We start from the raw sequence: 14,740 nt of genomic DNA, 5'->3' as shown, positions 1-14,740 counted from the left end.
TTACGTCATCCTGAGCATAGCGAAGGATCTCCCAATGCAGGCACAGTGCCACATTCAGGAGATCCCTCATTTCATTCGGGATGACGTATCTTTTGAGAAGTACGTCATCCTGAGCACAGCGAAGGATCTCCCAATGCAGGCACAGTGCCACATTCAGAAGATCTCTCATTTCATTCGGGATGACGTTTTCTTTTGAAATTACGTCATCCTGAGCACAGCGAAGGATCTCCCAATGCAGGCGCAGTGCCACATTCAGGAGATCCCTCATTTCATTCGGAGTGACGTTTTCTTTTGAAATTACGTCATCCTGATCACAGCGAAGGATCTCCAAATGCAGGCACAGTGCCACATTCAGGAGATCCCTCATTTCATTCGGGATGACGTATCTTTTGAGAAGTACGTCATCCTGAGCACAGCGAAGGAACTCCCAATGCAGGCACAGTGCTACATTCAGGGGTTCCCTCATTTCATTCGGGATGACGTTTTCTTTTGCTTGTGGCTTGTGTTGGCTAATGATTTATCTGGAACAGTGGTTGCCCGCTAGAGCGAGCGGGCTTTGAAGATAATTTGTTATGTAGAAGTTAAAACAAAAAACTGGTTTTACGAAGCCTGATTAATCTTTAGTGATTGTTGCTTCACCAGGACCATTAACGGTCAGAGTAAATCCTTTAGCTGAAAGTACTTTAGGAGTGATATCACCAGTTTCCAGTTCCATAGAAACATAACCGATATCAATAGGGTTTGATGTATTTGTTGCCATTTTTATAAGAGCAGAACATCTTCCATTTGTGGAATGTCCATAGCAAGCCATTTTCACCATATTCCAATATATTTGGCGAGTGGAGTTCGCTGGAGTAGGGTAAGGTGATGGAATTGTGCCAGCAACATAGGCATTAGATTCAAGAGATGTGTTGTTGTGTGTTGTTAAATAAACTGGAACTGCTAAAGCGGCTGCGGCACTTAGACTTAAAGCTATTGCCGATATACTTTTAAGCATTAAATTCATTAATATCTCCATTAAAGATTATAAGTGATTGGTACAAACCAATCCGTTTAACTATATGGGATTGTATTCTCTGAGGCAAGCTTTAACCTCTGCAATCTGATTTTATAGTTCTTGTTTTGATTCATTTGGTGCATTTTAGAGATAAACTTATTTTAATATTTTGGCGATATCCTTGGCAAAATAAGAGATTATGAAATTAGCTCCGGCTCTTTTTATTGCCGTTAAGCTCTCAATGATAGCTTGCTCTTCATTTATAAGATTGTTTTGAGCCGCTATTTTTATCATGGAGTATTCACCACTGACTTGATACGCACATAGTGGTACCTCGGTAAAATGCTGTTTGAGTTTATAGATAATATCAAGATAAAAACCAGCGGGTTTGACCATAATCATATCGGCCCCTTCTTCAAGATCCAAAGCTGTTTCTCTAAGCGCTTCATCGCTATTGGCGGGATCCATTTGATACGCTTTTCGGTCACCAAATTGTGGCGCGCCTTGAGCTGCCTCTCTAAAAGGTCCATAAAGACAGGAACAATATTTGGCGCTGTAGCTCAGAATTGGAACGTGTTGATATCCAGCGGCATCTAATGCCATTCTAATGGCGCTGACCATGCCATCAGTCATACCACTGGGAGCAACCCAATCAGCTCCTGCTTCGGCATGACTTACGGCTTGTTTTCCTAATAAATGTAATGTGTTGGCATTATCAATTTTCTTATCTTTTAAAACTCCGCAATGCCCATGGTCTGTGTATTCACAAAAGCAGAGATCGGTAATGATTAATAGTTCAGAGTTGACCGAACGAATTTTTTTGATCGCTTTTTGAATGATACCGTCTTTGTTAAATGATTCGCTTCCGCATGCATCTTTTATTTTGGGAATACCAAAAAGTAAAACCGCAGGAATACCTAAAGCACTTAACTGCTCAATCTCTTTTGGCAAAGAATCAATATCGAGTTGAAATTGACCCGGCATGGCTGCTATTTCTCTAGGTGTATTTAACTCCTCACTGATGAACAGGGGGGCAATAAAATGCTGCGGATGCAGGCGAGTTTCTTTAACCAAAGCACGTGACATTGCACTGCTTCGAAGGCGACTTAATCGCAAAGGAATAGTATAATCATTCATGAAAAAATCCTTACTAAAATATCTTTAATTTAGATTAGAATGTATTGACCATTCATCAAATTGTTCTCAACGTCCCGCGACGTCAAAATCGGAATAGTCAACACGCCCTGATATTTATTTATTCGAGGTATATAAAATATCAATGCCACTACCCGCATCACTGCTGCTCACTTGAATACTTAAAAATTTATTAAGCAAATATTTAAGCGTTAGCACATTAGGATCCGCTTGTGATAAACCAACGTTATAACTTAAATACATGCGTTTGGATAGTGATTTTCCAACGACCAGGGCAGTGTTATCACTTACCTGATTAGTGACCAGATTAAAATTGCTGTTGGTTTGTACATTCAGATCAAAGCCCAAATTTTGTTTTAATTGATCCAGAAGTTGTGCTCCATTGGTTCCTGTTCCCAGATTCATTGACGATATGGCAGCTAATAATAACTGTCCACCTGCTTTATTGGCTTGACTGGCCGGACGGCCTAAAACCAGCATAGACAGTATATCCGCTTGAGACAAGATTGAAGGAGTAGAAAATAGCTGGATTTTGGGAGTACTTAAACGTCCAGTTACTTCAACTCCGACACGGATGTTACCGCGTAAGTTCGCGTTTTGCAGATTATTGTTATTAAAATCAAAAAGCTGATTTGAACTGGTGAGCGATGTCGAAGTTGTATCGATTTTTTTTGATGCTCTAATATTAATGCCCGGATTATCCAGACGGCCACCAGTGAAAATAAGTTCTCCCTGCTCAATTGCCAAATCCTGGCCATAAGCTTTATATTCACCTTGTACTACATTCAGTTCGCCAGTCGCGCTCATCGGTCCCTGTGGTTGTTGTTTTAAATTAACTGCTCCTGCTAATGTAGCATGCAGTCCTTTAACGGTGAGTTCGACTTTTTCCCCCATTTCTACTTTAACGTCTACATTGGTATTCAATGGAGAAGGAGGCTTTTCTTCCTGTTTGGTATTAAAGATCACGTCATCAGAAACAGTCAGGCTATTGGAAAATGATTGCGGTTTTATCTGCGCATAGGGTATGACAACGGTTCCGGCTATAGTTAAGTTAGAAGGTGAGATGGACAGTTTGAGCTGTGGTGAGATATTTATTTGATATTCTTTGGTGTTTACGATAGGAAAATCAGATCCTTGTAGCGTCAGTTCACCAACCCGAGATGTGCCAAGGCTTCCTTGTCCTTTGACCAATAGCTTTTTGTTGGCCGCGTTTATTGTTCCATTGGCTTCCCATTTTTTCTTTTTAGCCAGGACAGTGATATCTATAGCGTTCAGATTAAGGCCTAGTTTGGGAATGGAGAAACTGGCTTTAGCTAATTTTAATTTGCTTTCTAAAAGCAGTTTATTCAGAGTTCCTTTGGCCATTAGCGAGGCAGTCAATTGTCCCTGGGGATTACTGATATCAGGACTCAATGATTTGACAAAATCAAAGGACTTAACTAACAAAGTCAGTTCAGCAGAGATGGGCTGCAAACCGGAAAACCCATTGCTCAGTTTAAAGTCAGGGAGGTTAAAATTCAGATTCATTTGTGTGTTTGAATCTATTTTTAAAGAGCCTTTCCCCGACAATGCTCTAGGAGTCAATGAAGCTTTTACTGAACCTCCGGAAAATTGAAGGATGGGCAGGCTGCTGTCTTTTGCCATTTGATAATGGCCAGGAGCTAAAGTCAAGATTACAGAGCCTTTATTGAGATCCTGAAATTCTCCTGTAACATTCAGACTTGAATAAATACCTTCCGTTGTGGATTCAGGAGACTGTGTATTAGAGACTGTTGCATTAAAGTTCCATTTTTTAGGAAGCGTACCATGAATACTCGCGTTTATTTGCACATTGTCTTTGTGATTTTGGTTCACTTTGGTCTTAAGCTCAATATTCAGTTCGGGGAAAGTTCCTGATATCTTTAATCGTCCTTCCGGACTGTAAAGCCGATTCTGTTCCGATAGCGCCCATGAGCCATCACGCCATTTAATGATTTGCTCTAAGTCGGACAGATTGTTCAGGCTTCCATTTACAGACACTACCGCAGGACCTTGAACATCTCCAGTCCATCGCAATTGCGTCATATCGCCACCAAAATCAAGTGTTCCTTTCAGTAGTGATTGAGTTGAATTTTTAGGATTTAGCGTGATTGATCCTGTAAGCGCATGTGGCAGCTGAAGATCAACCTGCATACGACCGTAAATGGCATCCTTTAAATAATTAAATCGAACTGAGTCTACTTTTAAATTATTTCGAGTTATTGAACCTGTGAACGTGAGCATCTGTATGGCAACGCTATCATTCAGTTCTACAGACTTTGCTTTTAGCTCCTTAAATTGCAATTGTGGATGCATCAAAGAGTTCAGACTCCATTTTACCTGCAACCGGTCTATTTTTACGTGCGTTGAATTGTGATGATAATCCAGTGTATCAATTGAGAATTCATCCAATAATCGACCCTGAATATGATGTACTTTAATAGTACCTGGAATAGATATCGAACTTAACCGGATCAAGGTGTATAAGCCTGGTGTTGTCGTCAGGAAAAAAGAGAGTAAAGCAATCAAACAAATGAGCAGAACAAGACTGAAATAAAATAACCTCTTTAGAAGTTTCATCATAAGTCTGGTCCCATATTAATGACTAAACGAGGATTGGTACCCACTCTTTGCAATTGGCTGTTTACCGATTGGGCTAATCCAACTTTGATCGGGCCTATTGGAGAAACCCACATTAAACCGACACCCACATCGTATAACATCCTTCTGGCTGCAGGATTATATACATCTCCCGCATCATAAAAACCAAGCAGATACCAGTTTTTATAAGTTTCTTTTTGGATTTCAAAACCGCCATAACTTATGATTCTTCCGGGCCCTATAGAGTTAAAACTATAGGCTTTTAAATTGTCAGTTCCCCCCAGGAGTAACGCCAGCGATAAAGGCAGTTGATTAATATTACTGGTCGCAGTGATTCCCTGAATCGTATGTCCATAAAGCCGTAAGCGCATCGAGTCTATCATAAGCGCTACTTTAGCATCGACCGACAGTTGCCCAAAATCAAGATTGGAGAAGGTGAATTTATTGGCCCCCAGAGCATTGACACTGATGTTATAGCCAGACGGAGAGAATAATAGATTTTTCGTTTTGGTGAAGGTGAAGGTCGCTTTGGGGTATAAAAGGAACTGATTTGTAGTTGGTTGATAGGCATAATGAAAACTCTCATAAAGACTGTTTAATGATAATGACCTCTGGAAGTTGTCTCCATTATGCAGTTGACCTAGGGACAATAGAACGGCATTACTGTACCCGGTATTGTAATTGAGATTGGAAAAATTACCGGTAAGACTGTATTGATCTGCCACTGGATTTTTTCCCGGAACTACATATTGGGCTTGCAGAGCATTCTGGGTAAATGAACCTTGAGCCAGTGCATTAAACTTATGGCCTTTACGATTAACAGGAATCACATGCAGTGCTGCCCGACCTCGAACCCCCGTATCTGTTCCATAACCCGCCCCAATTGAATACGAATATTTTGATACAGGTTGTAAATGAACCTGTACGGGTACCGTCTGACTCTCGCCAATCTGTGGTTTCACCAGTACGGAATTGAAGTATCCACTATTTGAAAGATTATCGTTTAATTTAAGGATTTCATCGGTTGAATAAGCTTGCCCCGGATGAAAGGGAACAAAACGATGAAGTAATTCGGGACTGATATAGGTTGGATCAAATTGTACCTGACCGAAATAATATAAGGATCCGGTATCAAATATAAGGGTAATTCGTGCCGTGTTAGTCTGTTCATCAATCAAAACTTCTGATTTTTGGAAGATTCCATGCAGATAACCCAGATTTTCTGCCGTATTGATTAGACTTTGTTTTGCCTGATTATAGCGTTCGCTGAAAAAAGGGTCGCCAGCTTTTATAGGCGACTCTTTTATAATTTTGAGAAGCAACGGGTTTTGGCGACCTTCACCAAGAAGTTCAATATGGATAGAGGAAACATGGACCTGAGGGCCGGTATGAATGTTGATCGTTATATTCTGATTGTTTATAGCCACCAGATAAACTTCAGCTTTGAAAAAACCATAAGGTTCTATGGCTTTAATGATTTGTATTCGTAACTCATCCTGACTGAGTTCGGTTAGTGGTTTGATTTCTTGCAGCTCTTTTAAACGTTGCTCCACATTGGCAAGTACTTTACCCGTAATCCCATTTATCTTCAACGCAGGTGCTTTGATGCTCTCGGCCAACAGGGGGAAACAAATAAAAATAAGGATTAGATAGATTAGGGTGAGTTTACAATTCTTCAAAATATACCCAACCTCCCGTGACCTGTTCGCGGGATCCACAGACCCAGAATTATTAACGAACATAATGTCTTCATCACGATCGGACTGCATCCCGCGAGCACGTCGCGGGACGTTGAAATCGGAATTGTCAACACACCCTGATTTTTTCATGCGGCAGCTGTACTAATGTGTAGCATCCACTGCCCCCATTTCTTTCAATTTATAAATCAGCTCCAGCGCTTCTCTCGCTGTTAATCTGTCCGGATCTATGCTTGCCAGTTTGTCTAAAACAGGTGAGCGTGCCGGGACGAGGATTGGCGATTCAGTGAGTGGATGTTGTTTCTTATCCTGTATATGGCTTAAATAGTGATTTGCCAGGGAGAGTACCTCAGAGGGGATGCCCGCAAGGGCGGCCACTTCCAAACCGTAACTGCGATCTGTAGAGCCTTCTTCGACACGATAGAGAAATATAATTCGTCCAGTATCCAGAGAGGCTTTCAAATGGACATTGCGTATGCAGGGTAGTTCTTCCGGCAAACGCGTTAATTCGAAATAATGAGTTGAAAATAAGGTATATGCTTTCAGTGTTGTTGCAAGGTACGCGCAGCTTGCATAAGCCAGAGCCATACCATCATAGGTACTGGTTCCGCGCCCAATTTCATCAATGAGAACCAGACTTTCAGGAGTTGCCTGTCTTAAGATATGAGCTGTTTCAGTCATTTCTACCATGAAGGTTGAGCGACCGGAAGCCAGGTCATCGCTTGAACCGATACGTGTAAAAATGCGATCAATAGGCCCCAATACTGCTTTATCAGCTGGTACAAAACTTCCAGTGTGCGCTAACAAAACTATCAGAGCAGTCTGACGCATGTAGGTTGATTTACCTCCCATATTAGGGCCGGTAATCAGTAACATATTGTGTTCGGGATTCAGCGTGAGGCTATTAGAAATAAACTGTTCCTGAACGAGCTGTTCTATAACGGGATGACGTCCTGAATGAATGGTAATCCCTGATTTCTCTACCATTTCTGGACAATTCCAATTTAAACTTTGCGCCCGTTCAGCAAGAGTGACCAGAACATCCAGTTCAGCAAGTGCCTGAGCAAGACCGGTTAATTCGTTAATATAATGCTGTATTTCAACCAATAAATTGTCATACAGCCATTTTTCCCGGGCTAAGGCCTTCACCTGCGCTGAAAGTACCTTTTCTTCAAACACTTTGAGTTCAGGGGTAATATAACGCTCTACATTTTTTAAAGTTTGTTTTCTCAGGTACTCCGGTGGGGCTTTTTCTGCTTGTGTTTTGGATAGTTCAATATAGTAACCCTGTACATTATTGAATCCGAATTTCAGAGTAGAAAGACCTGTACGTTGTTTTTCTGCGTGTTCCAGATGAACCAGTTTTTCGTTTGCATGGGTACTTAAGGATTGTAATTCATCAAGTTCCTCATCAAAACCAGGAGCAATTACGCCTCCATCCCGGATTAACACGGGGGGATTATCTATTATCGCTGCGACCAATAATTGCTGGAGTATCGGTATAGGGCTGATCTGTACCTTTAATTGACTGATTAATGGTGTTTGATTGTTGTTTAGTGCTTCCTGTAGATCAGGAAGTACTAACAACGTGTTGCGTAAGGCTACTAAATCACGGGGACGCGCAGATTTTAACGCGATGCGGGATACAATTCGTTCTACATCACAACAGTGTTTAAGAATTTGATGAATTGTTGCATCCTGTTGAGCATTTATAATTTCTTTAATGCTCTGTTGGCGAGCTTGAATCAGGCTGTGCTGTTTTAATGGTCTGCCTAACCATCTTTTTAATAAGCGGCTTCCCATGGCGCATGCAGTATTATCCAGAATGGATAACAAGGTATGATTGCTGCCGCCATGAACATTTTCAATGAGCTCCAAATGTTTTTGTGTGGCTGCGTCAAGTTGCAGATAGTCCTGGGAATTTTCAAGGATCATTGAGGTAAGATGGGGTAACGCCTGTTTTTGAGTCGTTTGTAAATAAGCGAGTAAAGCTCCGGCGGCTATTAAAGCGGTAGGATGTTCCTGTTCGCCAAACGCGGACAGATCAGTTACTGAAAATTGTTCTCGTACCTGTTTGAGTGCGCTGTCAGGACTAAATTCCCAACCTGGACGGCTTTTAACAGTAGATTCGCTGCAATAATCGTATAATTTCGATGATTCCTGTACGAGAATTTCAGCGGGTTGTAAACGATTTAGTTCCGCTTTAAGGTGGTGTTCTTCATCTAATTCAAGCAAATGAAAACGACCACTGCTTAAGTCTACCCATGCCATGCCTGTTTTATGTCTGTGTTGATGCAAGGCTAACAGCAAATTATCTTTTTTGGCATCCAGAAGCGCTTCATCGGTTACCGTACCGGGTGTAATGATTCGCGTTACTTGCCTCTCTACAGGCCCTTTACTGGTTGCCGGGTCGCCGATTTGTTCGCAAATGGCCACTGATTCACCTTTTTTTAACAGTCTGGCCAGATAGTTTTCGACTGCATGATAAGGAAGTCCGGCCATAGGAATGGGTTTATCTGCAGACTGACCTCGGTGAGTCAGAGTTAAATCCAATAATTGAGCAGCTCGTTTGGCATCATCAAAAAATAATTCATAAAAATCACCCATGCGGTAAAACAGCAACATGTCTGGATAGTCTGATTTGATGCGTAAATACTGTTGCATCATTGGCGTGTGTGATGTGGTCATGAAATCGTTTCAAAATAAGCATGTCGCGATTTTAACAAAACTGTGGTTGTAAGTCAGTAAAGAGATTTTCTGTATCTAAAAGGTACATTATGTGCCTGGATTAAAATTTTATTTTTTATAGATTGATGATAAGTCCTTCACTTAATGTGAATATTTGCTAGAATTAAGGTGATTTTATATAAAATCTAAATTTAATAGGGAGAATGGTTATGAATCGTTTAGCTATGATAGCTGCAACTGGATTTTTAGCAGTACTGTTAACCGCTTGCGGTGATAATGGTGCTTCTAAACCAACTGATGGTAAAACAGATACTACTGTTGACCAAACACAGACTAAAGGTGATGATGCAGGAAAAACTGATACTGGTACTGCACAACCTTCTACCGATGGTCAAAGTCACTAAGAGTTTTTAACTTTTATTGATGCCTTAAGAAGCCCCATAAACATATGTTATGGGGTTTTTTCTTTAGCAGGATCTAAACGTGAATCACCTTAATGTATTAATTAAAGAAATAGCTTCTCAATTAAAGGCTTCAGGGCAACAGCTGGTTACCGCTGAATCCTGTACGGGTGGTTTAATTGCTGCTTATCTGACCGAGATCCCCGGCAGTTCAATATGGTTTGAACGAGGCTTTGTTACCTACAGCAATTTGGCCAAACATGACATGTTAGCGGTTCCTGGTGAACTATTGGCTCAGTTTGGCGCTGTCAGTGAGGAAGTCGCTTCAGCTATGGCTGTTGGCGCACTGCGATATAGTGCTGGTCATATTGCTGTATCGGTCACGGGCATTGCTGGACCGGATGGGGGAAGTATTGATAAACCCGTTGGAACCGTATGCTTTGGCTGGGTTACACGTAATTCGGCTCCATTAACCCTGAAAATGCAGTTTGCTGGTACGCGGCATGAAATTCGTGAGGCTGCTTGTCGACAGGCTTTGGAAGGCGTTCTTTCTCTGATGAAACCTTAAACCTTAAATATTATCAAATGGCTTATACCTGCCTTTCGCTATGATTCAATTAGCGAATTTAGGTTAATTTCTTCCTTTGATAATTACTCTGTTGGAAATAGCAGTGCGGACATGATGAATCAGTTTGCCGGCCGCACATATCTGTGTGATAATTTTGTCCTTGCACACTACTACTTGGAATTAATTATGGAAGAAAATAAACAAAAAGCATTATCAGCAGCCTTGTTGCAAATTGAACGGCAATTTGGCAAAGGTTCTGTAATGCGTATGGGAGATAGTACGGTATCTCGAGACATTGAAGCCATTTCCACAGGTTCACTGGGATTGGATATTGCGCTGGGAATAGGTGGTTTGCCTAAAGGGCGTATCGTTGAAATTTACGGTCCGGAATCATCAGGTAAAACAACATTAACTCTTCAGGTGATTGCTGAGTGTCAGAAAATGGGTGGTACTGCCGCGTTTATTGATGCTGAACATGCATTAGATCCTGGTTATGCTCAAAAATTGGGTGTTAATGTTGATGATTTAATCGTCTCTCAACCGGATACAGGGGAGCAGGCTTTAGAAATTACCGATATGCTGGTTCGTTCTGCTGCGGTTGATGTGGTCATTATTGACTCGGTTGCCGCCTTGACACCGAAAGCTGAAATTGAAGGTGAAATGGGGGATACTCATGTTGGTTTACAGGCACGATTGATGTCACAGGCTTTACGTAAACTTACAGCAAACATTAAACGCTCCAACACACTGGTCATTTTTATTAACCAGATTCGTATGAAAATTGGCGTTATGTTCGGCAGTCCTGAAACAACAACTGGCGGTAATGCATTAAAGTTCTATGCTTCAGTTCGTCTGGATATACGAAGAATAGGTTCAATTAAAAAGGGCGAAGAAATATTAGGTAGTGAAACACGGGTTAAAGTAGTTAAAAATAAAGTTGCGCCACCTTTTAAAATGACCGAGTTTGATATTCTATACAATGAAGGTATATCACGTGAAAGTGAAATTATTAATCTGGGGGTTCAATTAAATCTGATTGAAAAATCTGGAGCCTGGTACAGCTATAAGCAAGAAAAAATTGGTCAGGGCAAAGAGAATGTCCGCATGTATTTGAAGGAAAATCCTCAGATAGCTGCCGTTCTGGAACAACAAATTCGTACTGAATTGCTAGAGAAAAAGCTGCCTATGTTAGCACCAGTGACTGAAGACAGTTTTGAGAGTATTGATGACTAAAGCATTTGATAGCGCCATACGCCTGTTAAGCAGGCGTGAACATGGCGCTATAGAACTCTCCAAAAAGTTAGAACGCAAAGGTTTTGATTCGACTGAAATTAAAGATGCCCTGGATGCCTGCCAACGCCTTGATTTGCAAAATGATCGTCGTTTTGTCGAGCAATTTAGTCGGGCACGGATTCGTCAGGGATATGGTCCATTAAAAATCATTCAGGAATTAAAGAGCAAGGGAGTGGATCAAGAGCTCATTCTCTCTGAACTCTCCAAAGAGCGAGATAATTGGGTCGCTTATGCTTTGGATGTCTGGGAGAAAAAATGCAAGGGACGCACGGATTTGAATTTTACTGAACTACAGAAACAACAGCGCTTTTTGCTTTATCGTGGGTTTAGTATGGATATTATTGACGCGGTGGTAAAGGAGTTGAAGTGATTTTTGACGCATCCTTTTTCGACAGAAGGTGTCTGCATGTGTCAGATGAAAGTGAATCAATAGAGATAATTCAATTAACTTAAATGGTAAGTCGTAGAAAATGAAAAGTTCTGAAATTAGAAAGGCATTCTTTGATTATTTTGCACAACATGGTCATCAATTAGTTGAGTCAAGCTCATTAATACCCGCTAACGATCCTACTTTGTTATTTACCAATGCGGGAATGGTGCAATTTAAAGATTTATTTTTAGGGCTTGAAACCCGACCTTATCATCGAGCGGTGAGCGCTCAGCGTTGTGTGCGGGCTGGCGGCAAACATAATGATTTGGAGAATGTAGGTTATACTGCCCGGCATCATACTTTTTTTGAAATGTTAGGAAACTTCAGTTTCGGCGATTATTTTAAAAGAGAAGCCATTAAGTTTGCCTGGGATTTTTTAACGCAAGTATTGCGGTTACCAACAGAACGTTTATGGATTACTGTCTATAAAGATGATCAGGAAGCGGAAGACATCTGGTTAAAGGAAATGGGCGTTTCAGCCGAGCGATTTTCTCGTTGCGGAGAAAAAGATAATTTTTGGTCTATGGGGGATACTGGACCTTGTGGCCCATGTACCGAAATATTTTATGATCATGGTCCTGAAATTGCTGGTGGACCACCGGGAAGTCCCGAAGAAGATGGCGACAGATATATAGAGATATGGAATCTGGTTTTCATGCAGTTTAACCGGGATAAAGACGGGATCCTGCATCCATTGCCTAAACCCTCAGTAGACACAGGTATGGGATTGGAGCGGCTGGCAGCCGTAGTGCAGGGTGTTCACAGTAATTATGAAATTGATAGTTTTCAATATCTGATTCATGCTATTGCCAAACTGGGTAATGATATCGATATCAATCATACTTCATTAAAAGTCATTGCAGATCATATAAGATCGTGTTCTTTCTTAATTGCCGATGGCGTGGTTCCCGGTAATGAAGGGCGCGGTTATGTGTTAAGAAGGATCATCCGCAGAGCCGTTCGACACGGTAATAAACTGGGTTTGCCTTCCCCCTTTTTCTCTCAATTGGTACAACCATTAATTGATGTGATGGGTGATGCATATCCAGAATTAATTAGGTCAAAAGTACACATAGAAAAAATATTGCTTCAGGAAGAAAATCAGTTTGCACGAACTCTGGAGCAAGGTTTAAGGTTATTGCAGGAGCAAATGCAAACAATTAAGGGCAAGCAGTTATCAGGTCAGGTAGCATTCAAATTATACGATACCTATGGGTTCCCTATAGATCTTACGGCGGATATTGCACGTGAACAGGGTTTGGAAGTTGATATGGATGGCTTCAATGACTTGATGCAGCAACAACGAGAACAATCTCAGGCCGCGAGTCAATTTTCCGTAGATTATCATGCAAGCACTCAACTGGAGCATCAGTCAGAATTTCATGGGTACGAACAGGAACGCATGAAGGGAACCATTATTGCCTTGCTTCAGGACGGATCAGAAGTGAGCAGCCTGGGCAAGGGAGCCAAAGGGGCTGTTGTTCTTGATAGAACCCCTTTTTATGCTGAAAGCGGCGGTCAAGTAGGTGATAAAGGGTATCTAAGCGGAAAAGAATTTACTTTTCGGGTGGATGATACGCAAAAAGTGGGGCAGGCTTTAGTTCACTATGGCGAAGTGGAAGAGGGTAGTTTAGCCTTGAATCAATTAGCAGATGCTCGAATTGATGTCCAACGACGCGACGCAATACGTCTGAATCATACGGCAACACATTTATTGCATGCCGCTTTAAAAGCGGTTGTTGGCCAACATGTACAGCAGAAAGGATCATTAGTTGATGCCGAAAGAGCTCGTTTTGACTTCTCACATTTTGAAGCGTTGACCCCCTTGCAAATTCAACAGATTGAATTATTGGTTAATGATCAAATTCGCGCGAATAGTGAAGTAGTGACTCAGGTTATGGATATAGAAACCGCCAAACGAAGCGGTGCTGTTGCGCTGTTCGGAGAAAAATATGCCGAAGCAGTGCGCGTTTTAACTATGGGGGAGTTTTCCAAAGAATTATGCGGTGGAACACACGCGCGCCGAACAGGTGACATAGGATTGTTCAAGATTATAGCTGAATATGGGATCGCGAGCGGTGTCAGACGTATTGATCTGGTTACAGGTCGTTATGCTTTGGCCTGGGTCAATGAACAACAGGCCCTTATAAATGATCTGGCGTCACAATTAAAAACCACTTCAAGCAGTTTACCTGAGAAATTGTCGCAATTAATTCAGGACAGTAAAAAGCAAGAAAAGGAAATTGCAAAACTGCTCAGCGAGAAAGCACAAAAATCAGGTGCGGATCTGCTGGGTGAAGTGGAGCAGATTAATGGAATTAATCTATTGATCAAACGATTGGATGGTATGGACAGTCAAACCATGCGCAGCACTCTGGATCAACTTAAATCCTCAATGGAATCTGCAGTAATCGTATTATTTGCCGTAGATCAAGGCAAAATGAACGTAATCGCCGGAGTAAGCAAGAATATTATAGGAAAAGCGCCATCTGCCGCTATGTTAGTAAGACATCTTTGTGGCAAAGGAGGCGGTCGTGATGATATGGCTCAAGGCGGGGGAGTTGTTCCCGATGATCTGGATGCGAAAATAAAGGAAATCAGGACAATGGTTGCTGGCTCATAACTTTAGAAAAACGTCATCTCGAATGTAAAGGGGATCTTCTGCATGTGCTACGGTTCCAGCATTTGGCGATCCTTCACTGCGTTCAGGATGACTTAATTCGTAGAGTTGGAAACGTTATCCCGAATGTAATGAGGGAGCACCTTAGTGTGGTACGGTGCCAGCATTAGGAGATCCTTCACTGCGTTCAGGATGACGTCATAACCCAGTGAAACGTCATCCCGAATGTAATGAGGAAGCTCCTTAGTGTGGTATGGTGCCAGCATTAGGAG

At 41.6% G+C, this 14,740-nt stretch carries 11 protein-coding genes; 5 read left to right on the top strand and 6 right to left on the bottom strand.

Translation table 11 applies throughout. The features are described 5' to 3' along the window. The 6 genes from IZU94_RS03680 to mutS form a co-directional block, all read right to left on the bottom strand. On the bottom strand, positions 1-466 hold a 466-nt coding region (locus IZU94_RS03680), incomplete at its 3' end, for a hypothetical protein (RefSeq protein ID WP_203108127.1). A gap of 147 nt (positions 467-613) precedes the next feature. Beyond that, the gene (locus tag IZU94_RS03675) at positions 614-1,006 is read right to left on the bottom strand and encodes a hypothetical protein (RefSeq protein WP_203108125.1); all 393 of its coding nucleotides are present in this window, start codon (positions 1,004-1,006) and stop codon (positions 614-616) included. Between the two features lie 147 nt (positions 1,007-1,153). Continuing rightward, positions 1,154-2,134: a porphobilinogen synthase gene (gene hemB, locus IZU94_RS03670; protein WP_203108123.1), complete on the bottom strand. Its 981-nt coding sequence runs from the start codon at positions 2,132-2,134 to the stop codon at positions 1,154-1,156. 114 nt (positions 2,135-2,248) lie between these two features. Next, a complete protein-coding gene (locus tag IZU94_RS03665) occupies positions 2,249-4,753 on the bottom strand; it encodes a translocation/assembly module TamB domain-containing protein (RefSeq protein WP_203108121.1) in 2,505 nt (834 codons plus the stop codon). After that, the gene (locus IZU94_RS03660) at positions 4,750-6,600 is read right to left on the bottom strand and encodes an autotransporter assembly complex protein TamA (protein WP_238400677.1); all 1,851 of its coding nucleotides are present in this window, start codon (positions 6,598-6,600) and stop codon (positions 4,750-4,752) included. Before IZU94_RS03660 ends, IZU94_RS03665 begins: the two co-directional genes overlap by 4 nt. Positions 6,601-6,612: 12 nt before the next feature. Continuing rightward, the gene (gene mutS / locus IZU94_RS03655; RefSeq protein WP_203108119.1) at positions 6,613-9,156 is read right to left on the bottom strand and encodes a DNA mismatch repair protein MutS; all 2,544 of its coding nucleotides are present in this window, start codon (positions 9,154-9,156) and stop codon (positions 6,613-6,615) included. A 209-nt stretch (positions 9,157-9,365) separates the two neighbouring features. Here mutS and IZU94_RS03650 point away from each other — a divergent pair, with 209 nt between their 5' ends. The 5 genes from IZU94_RS03650 (at position 9,366) to alaS (ending at position 14,471) form a co-directional block, all read left to right on the top strand. Next, entirely contained in the window at positions 9,366-9,560 is a 195-nt protein-coding gene (locus IZU94_RS03650) for a hypothetical protein (RefSeq protein WP_058473597.1), read from the top strand. A 79-nt stretch (positions 9,561-9,639) separates the two neighbouring features. Next, on the top strand, positions 9,640-10,125 hold the full coding sequence (locus tag IZU94_RS03645) for a CinA family protein (RefSeq protein ID WP_203108117.1): 486 nt from the start codon (positions 9,640-9,642) through the stop codon (positions 10,123-10,125). 186 nt (positions 10,126-10,311) lie between these two features. Next, on the top strand, positions 10,312-11,358 hold the full coding sequence (recA, locus tag IZU94_RS03640) for a recombinase RecA (protein ID WP_058473778.1): 1,047 nt from the start codon (positions 10,312-10,314) through the stop codon (positions 11,356-11,358). Continuing rightward, positions 11,351-11,788, top strand: a complete 438-nt coding sequence (gene recX / locus IZU94_RS03635; RefSeq protein WP_203108115.1) for a recombination regulator RecX — start codon at positions 11,351-11,353, stop codon at positions 11,786-11,788. Before recA ends, recX begins: the two co-directional genes overlap by 8 nt. A gap of 100 nt (positions 11,789-11,888) precedes the next feature. Then, positions 11,889-14,471, top strand: coding sequence for an alanine--tRNA ligase (gene alaS / locus IZU94_RS03630; protein WP_203108113.1), 2,583 nt, complete (start codon positions 11,889-11,891; stop codon positions 14,469-14,471). The last annotated feature ends 269 nt before the right edge of the window (positions 14,472-14,740 follow it).

Source organism: Legionella bononiensis (assembly GCF_016786215.1).
GTDB classification, from domain to species: Bacteria; Pseudomonadota; Gammaproteobacteria; order Legionellales; family Legionellaceae; genus Legionella; species Legionella bononiensis.
The sequence above is the reverse complement of the archived record's forward strand: the minus strand, read 5'-3'. Positions and strand labels throughout refer to the sequence as shown.